The organism is Streptomyces sp. NPDC048718 (assembly GCF_043198875.1).
Classification (GTDB): Bacteria; Actinomycetota; Actinomycetes; order Streptomycetales; family Streptomycetaceae; genus Streptomyces.
In genome coordinates this window covers 493,073-509,802 of sequence record NZ_JBICVG010000003.1, presented here as the reverse complement: position 1 = coordinate 509,802, position 16,730 = coordinate 493,073, and the positions used below count along the sequence as shown (strand labels likewise).

The window sequence follows — 16,730 nt, the reverse complement described above, 5'->3', positions numbered from 1 at the left end:
CCGGCCGCGAGGGTGCGGCAAGGCGCACGGGCGGGGCGGCACCGTTTTCGGGTACGGCGTCCCGTGCGTGCGGGCCGGAAACCTCGCGCGAGGGCCCGGTGGTGACCGGGAAGTGTCAGGAGTCGCGCGCGGTGGACGCGCGCCATCGCATGCCGTTGACCTGGCCCGGCTCGTCGCCTATCACGTACCGCACCCGGCGGCCGTGGACCCGGCGCGCGGGGGCGCGGCAGCCGCGCGGGCGGCAGCCCCGGGCCAGCGGGGCGTGCCGCCGGTCGCCCTCGTCCGCGCGCGCACCGGCGGCGCCCCGGGCATCACGGCCCGGGACGCACCCCTGCGCGTCGCTTCGGAGAAGGCGGCGGGACATGTCGGGTCAGCTCCGCCCGTGCCGCAGGGCCGGGTGGGCGCCGGCGGCGACCAGGTCGGCCACGGCCACCTTGGGGTCGCGGCCGGTGACCAGGGACTCGCCGACCAGGACCGCGTCGGCGCCGGCGTTGGCGTACGCGATCAGGTCGTGCGGGCCTCGGACGCCGGACTCGGCGACCTTGACGATGCGGTCCGGGATCTCGGGGGCCACGCGCTCGAAGGTGGAGCGGTCGACCTTGAGGGTCTTCAGGTTGCGCGCGTTGACGCCGACGATCCGGGCGCCGGCGGCGACGGCCCGCTCGGCCTCTTCCTCGTCATGGGCCTCGACCAGCGGGGTCAGCCCGATGGACTCGGCGCGCTCGATGAGGGAGACCAGGGCCTCCTGCTCCAGGGCGGCGACGATCAGCAGCGCGAGGTCCGCGCCGTACGCCCGGGCCTCCCAGAGCTGGTAGGCGCTGACGATGAAGTCCTTGCGCAGGATCGGGATGTCGACCCGGGCCCGGACGGCCTCCAGGTCGGCGAGCGAGCCGCCGAAGCGGCGCTGCTCGGTGAGGACGGAGATGACGGCGGCGCCACCCGCCTCGTAGTCGGCGGCGAGGCCGGCCGGGTCGGCGATCGCGGCGAGCGCGCCCTTCGACGGGCTGGAGCGCTTCACCTCGCAGATGACCTTGACTCCGTCACCGCTCAGCGCGGCGACGCCGTCCTTGGCCTGCGGCGCTCTCGCGGCGCGCTCCTTGAGCTCGTCGAGGGAGACCCGCGCCTGCCGCTCCGCGAGGTCGGCGCGGACGCCTTCGATGATCTCGTCGAGCACACTCACGCGAGGAGCCCCCTTCCGGGACGGTGACGGTCTGGATACAGCCAAGGTCGATGGTATCCGCAGGTGCGCCCCGGATCCGCATCGAAGGGGCGCCGTCCCACGTGCTGGGACTCCCGCGGGGTGCCGGCCGCGCAGGTCAGGGGGCCAGCGCGGCACCGAACGGCAGGTTCCGGACCAGCGTGAACGCGGTCAGGACGGCACCGATCCCCCACCACCAGACCGGGGAGAGCGTCACCCGCATCGGGATGCCCCGGATGGCGCGGACCAGCCACAGGACCATGACGGCGGCGAAAATGCCGTAGCCGATGACGGCGAGGGCGTTGGAGCCGAAGGCCGCGGCGAGGTCGCCGTGGGCGAAGGCGTGGGCGCTGCGCAGCCCGCCGCAGCCGGGGCAGTACAGGCCGGTGAGGCGCAGCAGGGGGCAGACCGGGTAGTGGCCGGGCTCGTTGGGGTCGACGGTGCCGACGTACGCGAAGGCGGCCACGACGGCGGCCAGGGTGCCGACCGGGGTGAGCAGCCGCCGGGTGAGCGGCGGCGGGGGCTGCGGGGCGTACAGCGGCAGGGACGAGAACGGGGCCGCTGCCGGTGATGGAGACGGGTGCATCGGGGCATATGCCGGGACCGGGGTGTACGGGTCGGCATATGCCGGTGCGTACGGGTCGGGGGGCGTCCCCCCGGAGCTCTGGGGCTGGGGCTCGGTCACGGCCGCCGCCGTCGGGTTCGGGTCCACCGGGTGATTGTCGCTCCTGACGCACGAGGGCGCAGCACGGTTGTTCCGTACTGCGCCTCCGAGGTGAGCGGCAAGGCCGCCGGGAGCGTCAGGCGCGGGCCCGGATGCTCGCGGTGGCGGTGTCGCGGGCGGCCTGGACGGCAGCGGTGGGCTTCGGCGTACCCATGCCGACCATCTTCATCACGCCGCCGACGATGGCACCGAGGACCATCAGGCCGATACCGGCCCAGAAGCCGACCACGTTGGCGCCGACCATGAAGACTCCGCCGACGCAGAAACCGATGAAGGCGATGATGACACCGGCCCAGGCGGCCGGGGTGTGTCCGTGGGCGCTGCCCGACATGAGTTGCTCCTCTTTGGTGGTGCTCGGTGCTGACGCCTCATTCTTCCGCACATGACCGCGCGGTGGTGACTCGGGGGGCTCCGGGCGATCACGCGTCGCGGCGGAACGGGGTCCGGCGGGTGGCGCGGGGTCGTCTCCGGCGGCTCCCGGCCGGGGGCCGTCCGGGTCCGGCGGGTCAGCGGCAGAGTGCCATCAGCGCGTCGTCGAAGTCCGGGAACTCCCGGGCCGCCGCCGCGATCAGCGCCTCGGCCGCGGCCTCCCGCTCCGGGGCGAACCTCCGAGCGACGGCGGCGCGCGCCGCGTCGGGCCGCGGGATCCAGTGGGGCTCGTGCTCGGTGGCCGCCTCGCGGGGGCCGAAGCCGCCCGCGAGCACCCAGAGGAAGTCGCCGAGGCAGCGGGCCACGACACCGGTCTCGCCCTCGGATCCGAGGAAGACGACGGGCTGGTCGGTGAGGGGCGCGCCGGGGCGGATCAGCCAGAGAGCCGCGTAGCCGCCCGTGCCGTCCTGGCCGAGGACGCGGAAGGCGTCGCCGTCCAGCTCCCGGTTGCCGGTCCAGGCCCGGAACCAGTCGGTGGTGTCCTCGGCGCTCAGGAAGGCCGGGAAGGGTTCGAAATCGATGCCCAGGCCGTCGTCGTACGCGAAGGGGGCGGCGAGGGCAGCGGCGAGCGCGGCCGGGAACGTCCGGTCGTCGGGAGGTGTCGTCACGCCGGAAGCGTAGTGATCACGTCCGACAGCCGATGTCCGCGCCTGCGCCCACGCGAGGGCCGCCGCCGGCCGGCGACCGGTGGCCGGTCCCGTTCAGCCGCCGTGCGTCGGGTCCTCGCCTCGGTCCAGGGCCTTCCAGAGGTCCTCGGGGCGGTCGGGGTCGGTGGTGGCGGCGGCCGTGGCGCGGCGGGCCGGGCGGGGGGCGCCGGAGCGCTCGTAGCGGCCGCCCATGGCGGGCCACGACTTGCCGAAGCGCAGCGCGAAGAGTCCGGCGATCAGGATGAGCAGGGCGCCGCCGGCGGTGACGTACGGCCAGGCGGTGTGGCTGAGGCCGTCGACGGCGGCGGCCGTGTTGCCGCTGATACGGGCGGCCTCCGCGTCGAGCGCGGAGCTGTCGCCGGCGCCGAGGACGGCGGCGGCCGCGGCGCCCGCGCCGCTCAGCGCGAGCAGCCCGGACACCAGCGCGCGGCCGGTGCGGCGGACGGCGAAGACGGCGACGAGCGCGGCGAGGCCGACCACCGCGAGGGCGGTCGGCACACCGGTGACCGTGCCGCCGTCGGCCTCGACCGGGACGGTGCCGCCGCCGACGGCCGCCGTGCCCTGGGCCCAGATCTGACCGGCGGAGAGCAGGACGACGGTGGATCCGAGCGCGCCGAGCAGCAGGGCGGCGGCCAGGCTGCGGCGGGCACCGGACGAGGCGGCGCCGGGGCGGGCGGCGCGGGGCTGGGGTACGGGTACGGCACTCACGTACCCCACTATCCCCTACGGTCCCAGGATCCGTTCATCCGGTTATCCGCTTGTGTCCGTTTCGATGGACGACCGATGGACGGAGCCATGGATGGCCGGTGGACGGATCGATGAACGGATCAAGTGACCATCCGCTGACGATCATTTCCCCGTCATCCGGTTGGCCGTATGGACGGCGCGCAGCACCGCCGCCGCCTTGTTGCGGCACTCCGTGTCCTCGGCGGCCGGGTCGGAGTCGGCGACGACCCCCGCGCCCGCCTGCACATACGCGGTCCCGTCCCGCAGCAGCGCCGTACGGATGGCGATGGCGGTGTCGGAGTCGCCGGCGAAGTCGAGATAGCCGACGCACCCGCCGTACAGCCCGCGCCGGGACGGCTCCAGCTCCTCGATGATCTGCATCGCGCGCGGCTTGGGCGCGCCGGAGAGGGTGCCCGCCGGGAAGCACGCGGTGAGCACGTCGAAGGCGGTCTTCCCCTCGGCGACCCGGCCGGTGACGGTGGAGACGATGTGCATGACGTGCGAGTAGCGCTCGACCGACATGAAGTCGACCACCTCGACGGAGCCGGGGGCGCAGACCCGGCCGAGGTCGTTGCGGCCCAGGTCGACGAGCATCAGGTGCTCGGCGCGCTCCTTGGGGTCGGCGAGCAGCTCCTCGGCGAGGTCGTGATCCTCCTGCGGGGTCGCCCCGCGGTGCCGGGTGCCGGCGATGGGGTGGATCATCGCCCGGCCGTCCTCGACCTTGACCAGGGCCTCGGGCGAGGAGCCGACGACGTCGAAGCCGTTCTCGAAGCGGAACAGGTACATGTACGGGGACGGGTTGGTGGCCCGCAGCACCCGGTAGACGTCGAGCGCGGAGGCCTCGCACGGGGTCTCGAACCGCTGCGAGGGCACCACCTGGAACGCCTCACCCGCCCGGATGCGCTCCTTGATGTCCTCGACGGCCTCCTGGTACGCGGGGCCGCCCCAGCGGGCCGAGAAGGCGGGCAGCTCGGAGTCCGGCAGCGCGACGGGCGCCCCGGCGAGCGGGCGGGCCAGATCGGCCTCCATCGCGTCGAGCCGGGCCACGGCGTCCGCGTACGCCTCGTCGACACCGGTCGCCAGGTCGTTGTGGTTGATCGCGTTGGCGATCAGCAGCACCGTGCCGTCCCAGTGGTCGAGGACGGCGAGATCGCTGGTGAGCAGCAGGGTCAGCTCGGGCAGTTCGAGGTCGTCGGTGCCGTGCTCGCCGATGCGCTCCAGGCGGCGGACGATGTCGTAGCCGAGGTAGCCGACCATGCCGCCGGTGAACGGGGGCATGCCCGCGGTGAGGTCGCGCGGGGTGTGCAGGGTCTCGACGGTGGCGCGCAGGGCGTCGAGCGGATCACCGCCGGTGGGAACGCCGACCGGCGGGGTGCCGAGCCAGTGCGCCGCGCCGTCCTTCACCGTCAGGGTGGCGTCGCTGCGGACGCCGATGAAGGAGTAGCGCGACCAGCTGCGGCCGTTCTCCGCGGATTCGAGGAGGAAGGTGCCGGGGCGCTCGCCGGCGAGCTTGCGGTACAGCCCGACCGGGGTGTCGCCGTCCGCGAGGAGCCGGCGGCTGACGGGGATGACGCGGCGGTCCGCGGCCAGCCCTCGGAAGGTCTCGAGATCCATGGCGTTCGACCCTACTCGGCCGCGTCGGAGCGCCCGGCCGGATCAGCCGGATCGGACGGCTCGGCAGGATCGGCCGGTTCAGCCGGCTTCGCGGATCCGTCCACGGGGGCCGCGAGCAGGACGTCGGTGTCGAAGCAGGTCCGGGTGCCGGTGTGACAGGCGGCGCCGACCTGGTCGACCTTGACGAGGAGGGTGTCGGCGTCGCAGTCGAGGGCGACGGACTTCACGTGCTGGACGTGCCCGGAGGTGTCGCCCTTGACCCAGTACTCCTCGCGGCTGCGCGACCAGTAGGTGCAGCGGCCGGTGGTGAGGGTGAGGTGCAGCGCCTCGTCGTCCATCCAGCCGAGCATGAGCACCTCGCCGGTGTCGTACTGCTGGGCGATGGCGGGGACCAGTCCGTCGGCGCTGCGCTTGAGGCGGGCGGCGATGGCCGGGTCGAGGTCGCTGGGGGTCCGGGGCGTGCTGCTCATGGCGCCATTGTGCCGCCGCGCGGACCGGGACCGCTGGGGCGTCCACTGGGCGGACCGGTGGCGGCGGCCGTAGGGTGGCGGACATGTCGACCCATGCCAAGCGTGAACGGCTTCTGCTCGCCGACCTGTTGGAGGCCGCGGGCCCGGACGCCCCGACCCTCTGCGAGGGCTGGCTGACCCGCGACCTCGCGGCGCACGTGGTGGTGCGGGAGCGCCGCCCCGACGCGGCGGCGGGCGCGGTCGTGCCGGTCCCGGCACTGAAATCGCGGCTCGACCGGGTGCAGGCCGAATTCACCGGGAAGCCGTACGACGAACTGATCCAGCTCATCCGAACGGGTCCCCCGCGAATGTCCCCGTTCACCATCAAGCAGGTGGACGAGGGCGCGAACGTCGTCGAGTTCTTCGTCCACGCCGAGGACGTACGGCGGGCCCAGCCGGACTGGTCGCCGCGCGATCTGGACCCGGTCTTCGCGGACACGCTGTGGTCCCGCCTGGAGAAGTCGGCGCGGCTGCTCGGCCGGAAGGCGCCGGTCGGGCTCGTGCTGCGGCGCCCGAATGGCCAGACGGTGGTGGCGCACCGCGGCACCCCGGTGGTGACGGTCGCCGGGGAGCCGGGCGAGCTGATGATGTTCCTGTTCGGACGGCAGGACGTGGCGAAGGTGGACCTGGACGGGGAGCCGGAGGCCGTGGAGCGGGTGAGCGGATCCAAGCAGCTGGGGATCTAGGGGCTGTCCGGCGGATCAGGGTCGGATAGGCCGGGGCGTCTGGTGCGGTAGATGGCAAGGCGCCGGAGTGTCTTAATAGCGGAGCTATTCAGGCATTTCGGCAACGCAGCCAGATGCCGTGTCAGGCGTTACGGCCCCGACCAAGATCCGCCGGACAGCCCCTAGGCGATCCGGGCGGGGCCCGTCATGTCGCCTGGCCGGTGAGCCGGGCCCGCTTGGCGGCCACCGCCTCGGGATCGACGGGCCCGTTGACCTTCTCGAACTCGGCGATCAGCTCGTCCAGGTCATCCCGCTCGTTCTGCCGCCGCGCGGTCTCTTCCGGGGTCGTCATGCTGGGAGTGTGGCACCGCGCCCACCTGTGCCGGGCACACGCCTCGCCGCCCCGCCCTACTTCGGCAGTTCGGCCCGGCGCAGGGCCGGTATCAGCAGGGCGAGCGCGCCCGAGACGACGCAGACCGAGGCGCTGGCCACGAAGACCGGGCCGGGGCCCCACAGGCCGATGGCCGCGCCGGTGAGCGGGAAGCTGAGCGGGGCGATGCCGAGGCTGCCCAGGCTGGAGACGGCGCTGACCCGGCCCAGGAAGGCGGGGTCCGCCTCGGTCTGGACGAGGGAGCCGCACAGGACTCCGTTGAGTCCGGCGAGCAGGCCGATCGAGAGGGCGACGAGCGCGGCGGCGTACAGCTGGGGCACGAAGGCCAGAGCGCCGATCGCGACCGCTCCGAGGACCATGCTCCAGCCCATGACGGCTCCCGCGCGCGGGACCCGGCCGCGCACGGTGAGGAGCAGCGAGGCGGTGCCCGCGCCCGCACCGAAGCCGAAGAGGACCCAGCCGATGCCGGCGGCGCCCCAGCCGCGCTGGTCGGACAGGATCGCGAGGCCGATGTTGAGCGGGCCCACGAAGCCGAGGTCGGCGAGGAGGATGACGATCATCAGCGGCCCGAGGACACGGTGGCCGCGCAGGTAGCGCAGGCCGCCGGTGAGGTCGCGCAGGGCGGTGCCGCCCCGTGGGGCGCCCGCCTTCTTCGGCTCCTCGCCGGGCCTCTCCCCGCCCGGCAGCGGGCGGAGCTTGAGCGCGCACAGCAGGGGCAGGGACAGCGCGAAGAGCACACCGGCGACGGCGAAGGCGGTCTTCGAGCCGCCGGTGGCGACCGCGAGGCCGCCCAGCGGGGAGCCGAGGACGGAGCCCATCCGGTACGAGATCCCGCGCATGCCCTGGACCCGGGCGAGCTGGTCGCGCTCCGCGATCCGGGGCGGCAGGGCGCCCACGGCCGGCAGGAACAGGGCGTCGACGGTGCCGAAGACCAGGCCGACGGCCGCGAGCACCCACAGGCCGGGCGAGGCGAGGAAGAGAACGGCGGCGAGGCCGAGGGTGGACAGGCAGCGGACCGCGTCCGAGACGATCACGACGCGGAGCGGGCCGAGCCGGTCCGCGACCACTCCCCCGACGAGCATGAGCAGGGCGCGGGGGACAGCGGAGACGGTCACGACGAGTCCCGCCTGGGCGGGGCTGCCGCTGCTGACGGCGGCCCAGGACAGGGCGAGGTAGTACACGCTGTCGCCGAGGGTGGAGGCGGTGTACGCGCCCAGCCAGCGGAGGACCTGGGGGTTGCGGTGGGCGGGGCGGGTGACGGCCGCACCGGCTTCGTCAGGAGCGGTGGCGGTGGTCTCGGGCATGGTCGCGGTCATTGGTCTCAGCCCCGGTACGGGAAGCCGTAGAGGTGGACGGCGACCTTCTCGCGGCCCTCGGTGTCGCCGGCCGCCTCGGCGGCGCGGGCCTTCTGGTCGTACTTGTGGACGACGGCGTCCAGCTCCTCGCCGAGCGCGGCGAGTTCGGCGGCGGTCAGCAGGGGCAGCCACTCGGAGCTGACGGAGGCGGAGCGCCACTCCTCGGACCAGCTGAGGCGCTCGTCGAGGAAGCGGCGGTGGAGCGCGGCGCGCTGCTCGTTGACGACGCGCCCGAACGCGTCGCTCGCGGCGACCAGCTCGGGCGAGTTGCGGACGTCCTCGTCGCGTACGGACACCCCGTACGAGCTGGGCTGCCACCAGCGCTCGCGGCCGTCCGCCGACTGCGGATCGGCCTCCTCGATGAGGCCGTGGTCGGCGAGTTTGCGCAGGTGGTAGCTGACAAGCGAGACGGCCTCGTCGACCTGTTCGGCGAGCTGCGAGGCGGTCGCGGTGCGGGCGACGAAGAGGGCGCGGTAGAGGCGCATCCGCAGCGGGTGCGAGACGGCCTTGAGGGTGCCGAGGTCGGTGATCCGGCGGTTCTCCTGCGAGGGCGAGGTCATGCGCATGATCGTAGATACGAAAGAAAACTTGCGCAAGAGAAATTGCGCAACTGATCCTGCGTAAATCGGCGGACCGGCCCGGCGCCGGCACATAACGAAGGGCCCCCGCGGGGGCCCTTCATGACACTCATTCAGGCATATGCCTCGCCGAAGCCGGCTCAGCGGACCGGGTGGCCCGCCTCCCGCAGCGTCTCCTTCACCTCGCCGATCCGCAGATCGCCGAAGTGGAAGACGGAGGCCGCGAGGACCGCGTCCGCGCCCGCCTCGATGGCCGGCGGGAAGTGCGCCAGCTCGCCGGCGCCGCCGGAGGCGATGACCGGGACGGTCACGTGCCGACGAACGGCCCGGATCATCTCGGTGTCGTAGCCGTCCTTGGTGCCGTCCGCGTCCATCGAGTTGAGCAGGATCTCTCCCGCGCCCAGCTCGGCGGCCCGGTGCGCCCACTCGACGGCGTCGATGCCGGTGCCCTGGCGGCCGCCGTGCGTCGTCACCTCGAAGGAGCCGGAGGCCGTACGGCGGGCGTCCACCGACAGGACGAGGACCTGGCGGCCGAAGCGCTCGGCGATCTCGCGTATCAGGTCGGGGCGGGCGATGGCGGCCGTGTTCACGCCCACCTTGTCGGCCCCGGCGCGCAGCAGCTTGTCCACGTCGTCGGCGGAGCGGACACCGCCGCCCACCGTCAGCGGGATGAAGACCTGCTCGGCGGTGCGGCGCACCACGTCGTAGGTGGTCTCCCGGTTGCCGGACGAGGCGGTGATGTCGAGGAAGGTCAGCTCGTCGGCGCCCTCGGCGTCGTACAGCTTGGCCATCTCGACGGGGTCGCCCGCGTCGCGCAGGTTCTGGAAGTTGACGCCCTTGACGACGCGGCCGTTGTCCACGTCCAGGCAGGGGATCACGCGTACGGCGAGGCTCACGCCGCACCTCCCTCGGCGGTCTCGGCGGCGGACACGGAGGCCGGCTCGTCAGCGGGCACGGCAGCGGGCACGACGGTGGGCTCGGCGGCGGGCTCGGAGCGGTACGCCTCGACCTCGATCTCCACGACCAGGCGCGGGTCGACGAAGCCGGAGACGATCACCATCGTCGCGGCGGGCCGGATGGCGTCGAACAGCTCCTTGTGGGCCCGGCCGACCTCGTCCACGTCGCGCGCGTGGGTGACGTACATCCGGGTCCGCACCACGTGCTCGGGGCCGAGGTCCAGCTGCTTCAGGGCGTCGAAGGCCACGGCGAAGGAGTTGACGGCCTGCTCGTACGGGCCGCCCTCGACGACGGCGCCGTCCACGACGGACGTGCAGCCGGCCACCAGGACGGTGCCGTTCGGCAGTTCCACGGCGCGGGAGTAGCCGAACTGCTCCTCCCAGGGGGCGCCGGTCACCACCTTGCGCGGCTTGGCGCGGTCCTCGCTCATCCGGCGGCCACCGCCTCCAGGGCCGCTTCCAGGGTGAATGCCTTCGCGTACAGAGCCTTGCCGACGATCGCGCCCTCGACGCCCTCGGGGACGAGCCCGGCCAGGGCACGCAGGTCGTCCAGCGAGGAGACGCCGCCGGAGGCGACGACGGGCTTGTCGGTGGCGGCGCAGACGTTGCGCAGCAGTTCCAGGTTGGGGCCCTGGAGCGTGCCGTCCTTGGCGATGTCGGTGACGACGTAGCGGGCGCAGCCCTCGGAGTCGAGACGGGCCAGCGTCTCGTACAGGTCGCCGCCGTCGCGGGTCCAGCCCCGGCCGCGCAGGGTGGTGCCGCGGACGTCCAGACCGACGGCGATCTTGTCGCCGTGCTCGGCGATGACCTTGGCGACCCACTCGGGGGTCTCCAGGGCGGCGGTGCCGAGGTTGACGCGGGTGCAGCCGGTGGCGAGGGCGGCGGCGAGCGTGGCGTCGTCGCGGATACCGCCCGACAGCTCGACCTTGATGTCCATCGCTTCGGTGACCTCGCGGACCAGGGCGCGGTTGTCGCCGGTGCCGAAGGCGGCGTCCAAGTCGACCAGGTGCAGCCACTCGGCGCCGGCGCGCTGCCAGGCGAGGGCCGCCTGGAGCGGGGAGCCGTAGGAGGTCTCGCTGCCGGACTCGCCGTGCACGAGGCGGACCGCCTGGCCGTCGCGGACGTCGACGGCGGGGAGGAGTTCGAGCGTGCCGCTCGGCGGGACAGTCACAGGGTTCCGATCCAGTTGGTGAGGAGCTGGGCGCCGGCGTCGCCGGACTTCTCGGGGTGGAACTGGGTCGCCCACAGGGCGCCGTTCTCGACCGCGGCGACGAACGGCTCGCCGTGGGTGGCCCAGGTGACCTTGGGGGCGCGCATATTCGGGTTGACGGTCTCCAGGGTCCACTCGCGCACCGCGTAGGAGTGCACGAAGTAGTACCGGGTGTCGGCGTCCAGACCGGCGAAGAGCTCGCTGCCGGCGGGCGCGTCGACCGTGTTCCAACCCATGTGGGGGACGACGGGCGCGTCGAGCGGGCCGACCGTGCCGGGCCACTCGTCGAGCCCCTCGGTCTCGACGCCGTGCTCGATGCCCCGCTCGAAGAGGATCTGCATGCCGACACAGATGCCCATGACGGGCCGGCCGCCGGACAGCCGGCGTCCGACGACCCAGTCGCCGCGGGCCGCCTTGAGGCCCTCCATGCAGGCGGAGAAGGCACCGACGCCGGGGACCAGGAGTCCGTCGGCGTTCATGGCCTTGTCGTAGTCGCGGGTGATCTCGACGTCGGCGCCGACCCGGGCGAGGGCACGCTCGGCGGAGCGGACGTTACCGAAGCCGTAGTCGAAGACGACGACCTTCTTGGACGGCGCGCTCATGACCACAGATCCAGTCGCAGGAGGCCGGCCGCGAGGCTCAGGGCGGAGCTCAGCGCGAGGACGGTGATGACGCTCTTCGACTGTTTCTGCTTGACGAAGGAGTACACGCCGCCGAGCAGGAAGAGCCCGACGACGATGAGGATGGTGGACAGGCCGTTCACGGTTAGAGCGCGCCCTTCGTCGAGGGGAGGATTCCGGCGGCGCGGGTGTCGCGCTCGGAGGCATAGCGCAGGGCCCGCGCCAGCGCCTTGAACTGGCACTCGACGATGTGGTGCGCGTTGCGCCCGTACGGCACGTGGACGTGCAGCGCGACCTGCGCCTGGGCCACGAAGGACTCCAGGATGTGCCGGGTCATGGTGGTGTCGTACGCGCCGATCATCGGCGCCATGTTCTCGGGCTCGGTGTGCACCAGGTAGGGGCGGCCGGAGAGGTCGACGGTGACCTGGGCGAGCGACTCGTCCAGCGGGACGGTGCAGTTGCCGAAGCGGTAGATGCCGACCTTGTCGCCGAGGGCCTGCCGGAAGGCGGCGCCGAGCGCGAGGGCGGTGTCCTCGATGGTGTGGTGCGAGTCGATGTGCAGATCGCCGTCGGTCTTCACGGTCAGGTCGAACAGACCGTGCCGGCCGAGCTGGTCGAGCATGTGGTCGAAGAATCCGACCCCGGTCGACACGTCGACCCTTCCGGTGCCGTCGAGGTCTATCTCGACGACGACGGACGTCTCCTTGGTGGTGCGTTCCACGCGGCCTACGCGGCTCATGCGCTCTGCTCCTTTTTCAACTCACGAACCGCGTCGAGGAACGCGTCGTTCTCCTGGGGGGTGCCGGCGGTGACCCGCAGCCGGCCCGGTACGCCGTTGTCCCTGACCAGGACACCCCGGTCGAGGATCTTCCGCCATGCCTCATGGGCTCCCCCGGGCCCGTCGAAGCGGCCGAACTGGACGAAGTTGGCGTCGGATTCCGTCACCTCGTAGCCCATCGACCGCAGCTCCTCGACGAGGCGGTCGCGCTCGGCCTTGAGCTGCTCGACGTACCCGAGGAGGGTGTCGGTGTACTCCAGGGCGGCGAGCGCGGTGGCCTGGGTGACGGCGGACAGGTGGTACGGCAGGCGGACCAGCTGGACGGCGTCGACCACGGCCGGGTGGGCGGCCAGATAGCCGAGGCGAAGCCCGGCGGCGCCGAACGCCTTGGACATGGTCCGCGAGACGACCAGGTTCGGCCGGCCGTCGAGCAGCGGCAGCAGCGAGGGGCGGTGGCCGAACTCCACGTACGCCTCGTCCAGCACCACCATGCAGGGCTTCGCGGCCTGGGCGGCCTCGTACAGCGCGAGGACCGTCTCCGTCTCGACCGCCGTGCCCGTGGGGTTGTTGGGCGAGGTGATGAAGACGATGTCCGGCGCGTGGGTGGCGAGGGCGCGGCGGGCCGCGTCGACGTCGATGGTGAAGTCGTCGTTGCGGGGGCCGGAGATCCAGCCGGTGCCGGTGCCCCGGGCGATCAGCGCGTGCATCGAGTACGAGGGCTCGAAGCCGATCGCGGTGCGGCCGGGGCCGCCGAAGGTCTGGAGGAGCTGCTGGAGGACCTCGTTGGAGCCGTTGGCGGCCCAGACGTTGCGGACACCGACCTCGTGTCCGCCCGTACGGGTGAGGTAGCGCGCCAGCTCGGTGCGCAGCTCGACCGCGTCGCGGTCGGGGTAGCGGTTGAGGCCGCGGGCGGCCTCGGCGACCCGCTCCGCGATCCGGGCCACCAGGGGCTCGGGCAGCGGGTAGGGGTTCTCGTTGGTGTTCAGCTGGACGGGCACGTCGAGCTGGGGCGCGCCGTACGGGGTCTTGCCGCGCAGCTCGTCGCGGATGGGGAGATCGTCAATGCCGAGTGTGCCGGGCGTGCCGAGCGCGTCGTCCGGCCGTGCGGGGTCGTGCGAAGTCACTTGTTCTCCGGAACCTTCCAGCCGAACCTTGCCTTGATCGCCGCGCCGTGGGCCGGCAGGTCCTCGGCCTCGGCGAGGGTCACCACGTGGTGGGCGACGTCGGCGAGCGCGTCGCGCGTGTAGTCCACGATGTGCACACCGCGCAGGAAGGACTGCACGGACAGGCCTGAGGAGTGGCAGGCGCAGCCGCCGGTGGGCAGGACGTGGTTGGAGCCGGCGCAGTAGTCGCCGAGGGAGACCGGCGCCCAGGGGCCGACGAAGATCGCGCCCGCGTTGCGGACCCGGTCGGCGACGGCGGCGGCGTTCGCGGTCTGGATCTCCAGGTGCTCGGCGCCGTAGGCGTCGACGACCTTGAGGCCGTCCTCCAGGCCGTCGACCAGGACGATCGCGGACTGCCGGCCGGCGAGGGCCGGGACGATCCGGTCGTCGACGTGCTTGGAGGCGGCGACCTGGGCCTTCAGCTCGGCCTCGGTGGCCTCGGCCAGCTCCGCCGAGTCGGTGACGAGGACGGCGGCGGCCATCGGGTCGTGCTCGGCCTGGCTGATCAGGTCGGCGGCGAGGTGCGCCGGGTCGGCCGTGTCGTCCGCGAGGATCGCGATCTCGGTGGGGCCGGCCTCGGCGTCGATGCCGATACGGCCCTTGAGCAGGCGCTTGGCGGCGGCGACGTAGATGTTGCCGGGGCCGGTGACCAGGTCGACGGGGGCGCAGCCGGGCTCGCCCGCCGTGCCCCGGGCGCCCTCGGTGCCGTACGCGAACATCGCGATGGCCTGGGCGCCGCCGGCCGCGTACACCTCGTCGACGCCGAGCAGGGCGCAGGCGGCGAGGATCGTGGGGTGCGGCAGGCCGTCGAACTCCTTCTGCGGCGGGGAGGACACGGCGATGCCCTCGACGCCGGCCTCCTGCGCCGGGACGACGTTCATCACGACGGAGGACGGGTAGACGGAGCGGCCGCCGGGCACGTAGAGGCCGACGCGGGTCACCGGGATCCACTTCTCGGTGACCGTGCCGCCGGGGACGACCTGGGTGGTGTGGGTGGTGCGGCGCTGGTCGCGGTGGACCATGCGGGCCCGCCGGATGGACTCCTCCAGGGCCGCGCGGACGGCCGGATCCAGCTCCTCCAGGGCGCGGGCCAGTGCCTCGGCGGGAACCCGCAGGCTCGCCGGCCGGACGCCGTCGAATTTCTCCCCGTAATCGATCACCGCGGCCGCGCCATGATGCCGTACGCCCTCGCAGATGGGCCGCACCTTCTCCAGGGCGGCTTCCACGTCGAACTCGGCACGGGGCAGCAGGTCGCGCAGTGCGGAACCCTCGGGGAGGGCCTCGCCACGCAGATCGATTCGAGAGATCACGGGTCAATTCTCTCAGACGCCCCAGGAAGCCGGTCGTTCGTATCACTGGCTGATACGAACCACTCTGGCGACTGCCCGCCACTCCTGACCGTTAGCGTTCAGTCCGTCACACAGCGGGAAGAACGGCTGTACGAATCCGGGAAACGGAATCGTGGGAAGCGAGGGGGCGGCAGTGACCGAGCCGCGCGAGGACGACCAAATGCCCGAGGGCCTGAGCGGCCCCGAGCGGGAGATGTGGCGGGCGTTCCGGATCGGTGACACCTGTGACCTGCGAGAAGGGGTCGCCGAACGGGACGATCCGTTCGCGGTGCGCGAGGTGTGGGACGAGGAACGGAGCGTACGGGCCCAGATCGTGGCGCTGTTGCTGCTGCACGGCCCGCCGGCGCGGGCCGGGCGGGTCGCGGCGCTCAAGCTGCGCGGGGTGCGGATCACCGGAGCGCTGAATCTGGCGGGCGGCGAGATAGGCCCGTACGTGGAAATGAACGGGTGCCGGTTCGACGAGGAGGTGGTCCTGCCGGAGGCCCGGTTCGGGACGCTGCGGATGGTGGAGTGCGCCATTCCCCGCCTGGAGGCGGCGCGCCTGCACACCGCCGGCGATCTGCACCTGCCGCGCTGCCGGGTCGAACGGGGCATCCGGCTCACCGACGCGCAGATCGGGACGGACCTGCTGATCAACCAGACCCGGGTGTGGCCGGACCGGCGCGGCCGGGCCATCACCGCCGACGGCCTGGTGGTCGCGCAGGACTTCCAGGCCGAGCTGATCGAGACCTACGGGGAGGTGAGCCTGCGCGGGGCGCGCGTCGGCGTGTCGCTCAGCCTGCGGGGCAGCGTGCTGCGCGGCTCCCAGCAGCGCCGCGCCCTGAACGCGCCACAGATGACCGTCGAACGCACCCTGTACCTGGACTCCGCCTGGGTCTACGACAGCTCGGTGCCCTCCACCACGACCACTCCGCCGTACGGGTTGACCCCGGCCCAGGGCGGCCGGCGCAAGGCCGTGGAGTGCCACGGCGGAGTGCGGCTCGACGACGGACGATTCGGCGACTCGGTGGACCTGACGCACGCCCGCTTCGTCCTGGACGGAGCCCAGCGCGAGGAGTTCTCGCTGCGCCGGATCGTCACCCCCGAACTGCGCTTCGTCGGAGAGCGCCCCGAGGAGGGCCGGGTGGTGCTCAACGGGGCGAAGGTGGTGACCCTGATCGACCTGGCCGGCAGCTGGCCGGGCCCCGGCGGGCTCGCGATGAGCGGATTCGTCTACGAGAACCTTGTCCCCTACGGGCACTTCCCGCTGGCCCGGCGCCTGGAATGGGTCGCGGCCGCCACCCCGGAGTACGCGCCCGAGCCGTACGAACGCCTCGCGACCGTGCTGCGCAACAGTGGCGAGGACGCCGACGCGCGCGAGGTGCTGCTCGCCAAACAGCGGCGGCGGCGCGAGACGCTGCCGGTCGCCGGGAAGCTGTGGGGGTACGTACAGGACCTGGCGGTGGCGTACGGCTACCGGCCCGGACGGGCCGCGCTGTGGATGGCGGTGCTGTGGGCGGCCAGCGCGTACGCCTTCTCGCTGTACGAACCGGTGGCGCTCAAGCCCGACGAGGCGCCGCACTGGGACGCCACGCTGTACGCGCTCGACCTGCTGCTGCCGGTCATCGACCTGGGTGAGGTCGGCTTCTGGCGGATGGAAGGTCTGTGGCAATGGCTGTCGACCGGGCTGATCCTGGTCGGCTGGGTGCTGGCAACAACAGTGGCGGCGGGGGCGTCGCGGTTGCTGCGGCGGGGGTAGGGGGCGGGGCGCTGCGCTGTGCGGGTGGGTGGTGCGGGCGGGCTGGATGGGTGGTGGGTGTGGTGGGTGGGGCGGGGGTG

20 protein-coding genes and 1 pseudogene are annotated in these 16,730 nt (G+C 73.0%); 2 read left to right on the top strand and 19 right to left on the bottom strand.

The window, feature by feature from the left end; genetic code table 11:
- Positions 1 to 115: 115 nt before the first annotated feature.
- From trpM to hisI, 8 genes are all read right to left on the bottom strand, one after another.
- The gene (gene trpM / locus ACGFRB_RS07935; protein WP_363011699.1) at positions 116 to 364 is read right to left on the bottom strand and encodes a tryptophan biosynthesis modulator TrpM; all 249 of its coding nucleotides are present in this window, start codon (positions 362 to 364) and stop codon (positions 116 to 118) included.
- A gap of 6 nt (positions 365 to 370) precedes the next feature.
- A complete protein-coding gene (gene trpC / locus ACGFRB_RS07930) occupies positions 371 to 1,180 on the bottom strand; it encodes an indole-3-glycerol phosphate synthase TrpC (RefSeq protein WP_363011697.1) in 810 nt (269 codons plus the stop codon).
- A gap of 136 nt (positions 1,181 to 1,316) precedes the next feature.
- Positions 1,317 to 1,784 carry a DUF2752 domain-containing protein gene (locus tag ACGFRB_RS07925; protein ID WP_393240609.1) on the bottom strand — a complete coding sequence of 156 codons (468 nt, stop codon included), beginning with the start codon at positions 1,782 to 1,784 and terminating at the stop codon, positions 1,317 to 1,319.
- A gap of 214 nt (positions 1,785 to 1,998) precedes the next feature.
- Positions 1,999 to 2,253 carry an HGxxPAAW family protein gene (locus ACGFRB_RS07920; protein ID WP_363011695.1) on the bottom strand — a complete coding sequence of 85 codons (255 nt, stop codon included), beginning with the start codon at positions 2,251 to 2,253 and terminating at the stop codon, positions 1,999 to 2,001.
- 175 nt (positions 2,254 to 2,428) lie between these two features.
- Positions 2,429 to 2,959 (bottom strand): SMI1/KNR4 family protein, encoded by a 531-nt coding sequence (locus ACGFRB_RS07915; RefSeq protein ID WP_393240379.1) that lies wholly within the window; start codon positions 2,957 to 2,959, stop codon positions 2,429 to 2,431.
- Between the two features lie 93 nt (positions 2,960 to 3,052).
- Complete coding sequence (locus ACGFRB_RS07910; protein ID WP_393240376.1) at positions 3,053 to 3,715, bottom strand: TIGR02234 family membrane protein; 663 nt, start codon at positions 3,713 to 3,715, stop codon at positions 3,053 to 3,055.
- A gap of 132 nt (positions 3,716 to 3,847) precedes the next feature.
- Complete coding sequence (locus ACGFRB_RS07905; protein ID WP_393240373.1) at positions 3,848 to 5,338, bottom strand: anthranilate synthase component I; 1,491 nt, start codon at positions 5,336 to 5,338, stop codon at positions 3,848 to 3,850.
- Positions 5,339 to 5,349: 11 nt separating this feature from the next.
- Positions 5,350 to 5,808: a phosphoribosyl-AMP cyclohydrolase gene (gene hisI, locus ACGFRB_RS07900; protein ID WP_393240371.1), complete on the bottom strand. Its 459-nt coding sequence runs from the start codon at positions 5,806 to 5,808 to the stop codon at positions 5,350 to 5,352.
- An 83-nt stretch (positions 5,809 to 5,891) separates the two neighbouring features.
- Between hisI and ACGFRB_RS07895 the strand changes: the two genes are divergently transcribed.
- A complete protein-coding gene (locus tag ACGFRB_RS07895; protein WP_363011685.1) occupies positions 5,892 to 6,533 on the top strand; it encodes a TIGR03085 family metal-binding protein in 642 nt (213 codons plus the stop codon).
- Between the two features lie 184 nt (positions 6,534 to 6,717).
- Here ACGFRB_RS07895 and ACGFRB_RS07890 read toward each other — a convergent pair whose 3' ends face one another.
- The 11 genes and pseudogenes from ACGFRB_RS07890 to hisD form a co-directional block, all read right to left on the bottom strand.
- Entirely contained in the window at positions 6,718 to 6,864 is a 147-nt protein-coding gene (locus tag ACGFRB_RS07890; RefSeq protein WP_393240367.1) for a hypothetical protein, read from the bottom strand.
- A gap of 56 nt (positions 6,865 to 6,920) precedes the next feature.
- Positions 6,921 to 8,207 carry an MFS transporter gene (locus ACGFRB_RS07885; protein ID WP_393240364.1) on the bottom strand — a complete coding sequence of 429 codons (1,287 nt, stop codon included), beginning with the start codon at positions 8,205 to 8,207 and terminating at the stop codon, positions 6,921 to 6,923.
- 17 nt (positions 8,208 to 8,224) lie between these two features.
- A complete protein-coding gene (locus ACGFRB_RS07880; protein WP_393240361.1) occupies positions 8,225 to 8,818 on the bottom strand; it encodes a helix-turn-helix domain-containing protein in 594 nt (197 codons plus the stop codon).
- 158 nt (positions 8,819 to 8,976) lie between these two features.
- Positions 8,977 to 9,732, bottom strand: a complete 756-nt coding sequence (gene hisF, locus ACGFRB_RS07875; protein WP_393240359.1) for an imidazole glycerol phosphate synthase subunit HisF — start codon at positions 9,730 to 9,732, stop codon at positions 8,977 to 8,979.
- A 95-nt stretch (positions 9,733 to 9,827) separates the two neighbouring features.
- Positions 9,828 to 10,223 (bottom strand): annotated as a pseudogene (locus ACGFRB_RS07870) (RidA family protein); the annotation flags it as partial.
- Complete coding sequence (gene priA / locus ACGFRB_RS07865; RefSeq protein WP_363011672.1) at positions 10,220 to 10,963, bottom strand: bifunctional 1-(5-phosphoribosyl)-5-((5-phosphoribosylamino)methylideneamino)imidazole-4-carboxamide isomerase/phosphoribosylanthranilate isomerase PriA; 744 nt, start codon at positions 10,961 to 10,963, stop codon at positions 10,220 to 10,222. The gene priA and the pseudogene ACGFRB_RS07870, both read right to left, overlap by 4 nt.
- Positions 10,960 to 11,604 (bottom strand): imidazole glycerol phosphate synthase subunit HisH, encoded by a 645-nt coding sequence (gene hisH / locus ACGFRB_RS07860; protein WP_363011670.1) that lies wholly within the window; start codon positions 11,602 to 11,604, stop codon positions 10,960 to 10,962. Before hisH ends, priA begins: the two co-directional genes overlap by 4 nt.
- Complete coding sequence (locus ACGFRB_RS07855) at positions 11,601 to 11,765, bottom strand: hypothetical protein (RefSeq protein WP_361228473.1); 165 nt, start codon at positions 11,763 to 11,765, stop codon at positions 11,601 to 11,603. Before ACGFRB_RS07855 ends, hisH begins: the two co-directional genes overlap by 4 nt.
- A gap of 2 nt (positions 11,766 to 11,767) precedes the next feature.
- A complete protein-coding gene (gene hisB / locus ACGFRB_RS07850; RefSeq protein ID WP_361228470.1) occupies positions 11,768 to 12,361 on the bottom strand; it encodes an imidazoleglycerol-phosphate dehydratase HisB in 594 nt (197 codons plus the stop codon).
- A complete protein-coding gene (locus ACGFRB_RS07845; protein WP_393240606.1) occupies positions 12,358 to 13,464 on the bottom strand; it encodes a histidinol-phosphate transaminase in 1,107 nt (368 codons plus the stop codon). The genes hisB and ACGFRB_RS07845 overlap by 4 nt, the downstream gene beginning before the upstream one ends.
- A gap of 56 nt (positions 13,465 to 13,520) precedes the next feature.
- Positions 13,521 to 14,873, bottom strand: a complete 1,353-nt coding sequence (gene hisD / locus ACGFRB_RS07840) for a histidinol dehydrogenase (protein ID WP_393240354.1) — start codon at positions 14,871 to 14,873, stop codon at positions 13,521 to 13,523.
- Positions 14,874 to 15,045: 172 nt separating this feature from the next.
- Between hisD and ACGFRB_RS07835 the strand changes: the two genes are divergently transcribed.
- The gene (locus tag ACGFRB_RS07835; RefSeq protein WP_393240351.1) at positions 15,046 to 16,650 is read left to right on the top strand and encodes an oxidoreductase; all 1,605 of its coding nucleotides are present in this window, start codon (positions 15,046 to 15,048) and stop codon (positions 16,648 to 16,650) included.
- The last annotated feature ends 80 nt before the right edge of the window (positions 16,651 to 16,730 follow it).

Coding starts and splice junctions, on each gene's coding strand:
- ACGFRB_RS07895 (WP_363011685.1), top strand. CDS start 5,892: ATGTCGACCCATGCCAAGCGTGAACGGCTTCTGCTCGCCGACCTGTTG.
- ACGFRB_RS07905 (WP_393240373.1), bottom strand. CDS start 5,338: ATGGATCTCGAGACCTTCCGAGGGCTGGCCGCGGACCGCCGCGTCATC.
- hisB (WP_361228470.1), bottom strand. CDS start 12,361: ATGAGCCGCGTAGGCCGCGTGGAACGCACCACCAAGGAGACGTCCGTC.
- ACGFRB_RS07890 (WP_393240367.1), bottom strand. CDS start 6,864: ATGACGACCCCGGAAGAGACCGCGCGGCGGCAGAACGAGCGGGATGAC.
- trpM (WP_363011699.1), bottom strand. CDS start 364: ATGTCCCGCCGCCTTCTCCGAAGCGACGCGCAGGGGTGCGTCCCGGGC.
- ACGFRB_RS07880 (WP_393240361.1), bottom strand. CDS start 8,818: ATGACCTCGCCCTCGCAGGAGAACCGCCGGATCACCGACCTCGGCACC.
- ACGFRB_RS07925 (WP_393240609.1), bottom strand. CDS start 1,784: ATGCACCCGTCTCCATCACCGGCAGCGGCCCCGTTCTCGTCCCTGCCG.
- ACGFRB_RS07885 (WP_393240364.1), bottom strand. CDS start 8,207: ATGCCCGAGACCACCGCCACCGCTCCTGACGAAGCCGGTGCGGCCGTC.
- ACGFRB_RS07920 (WP_363011695.1), bottom strand. CDS start 2,253: ATGTCGGGCAGCGCCCACGGACACACCCCGGCCGCCTGGGCCGGTGTC.
- hisI (WP_393240371.1), bottom strand. CDS start 5,808: ATGAGCAGCACGCCCCGGACCCCCAGCGACCTCGACCCGGCCATCGCC.
- hisH (WP_363011670.1), bottom strand. CDS start 11,604: ATGAGCGCGCCGTCCAAGAAGGTCGTCGTCTTCGACTACGGCTTCGGT.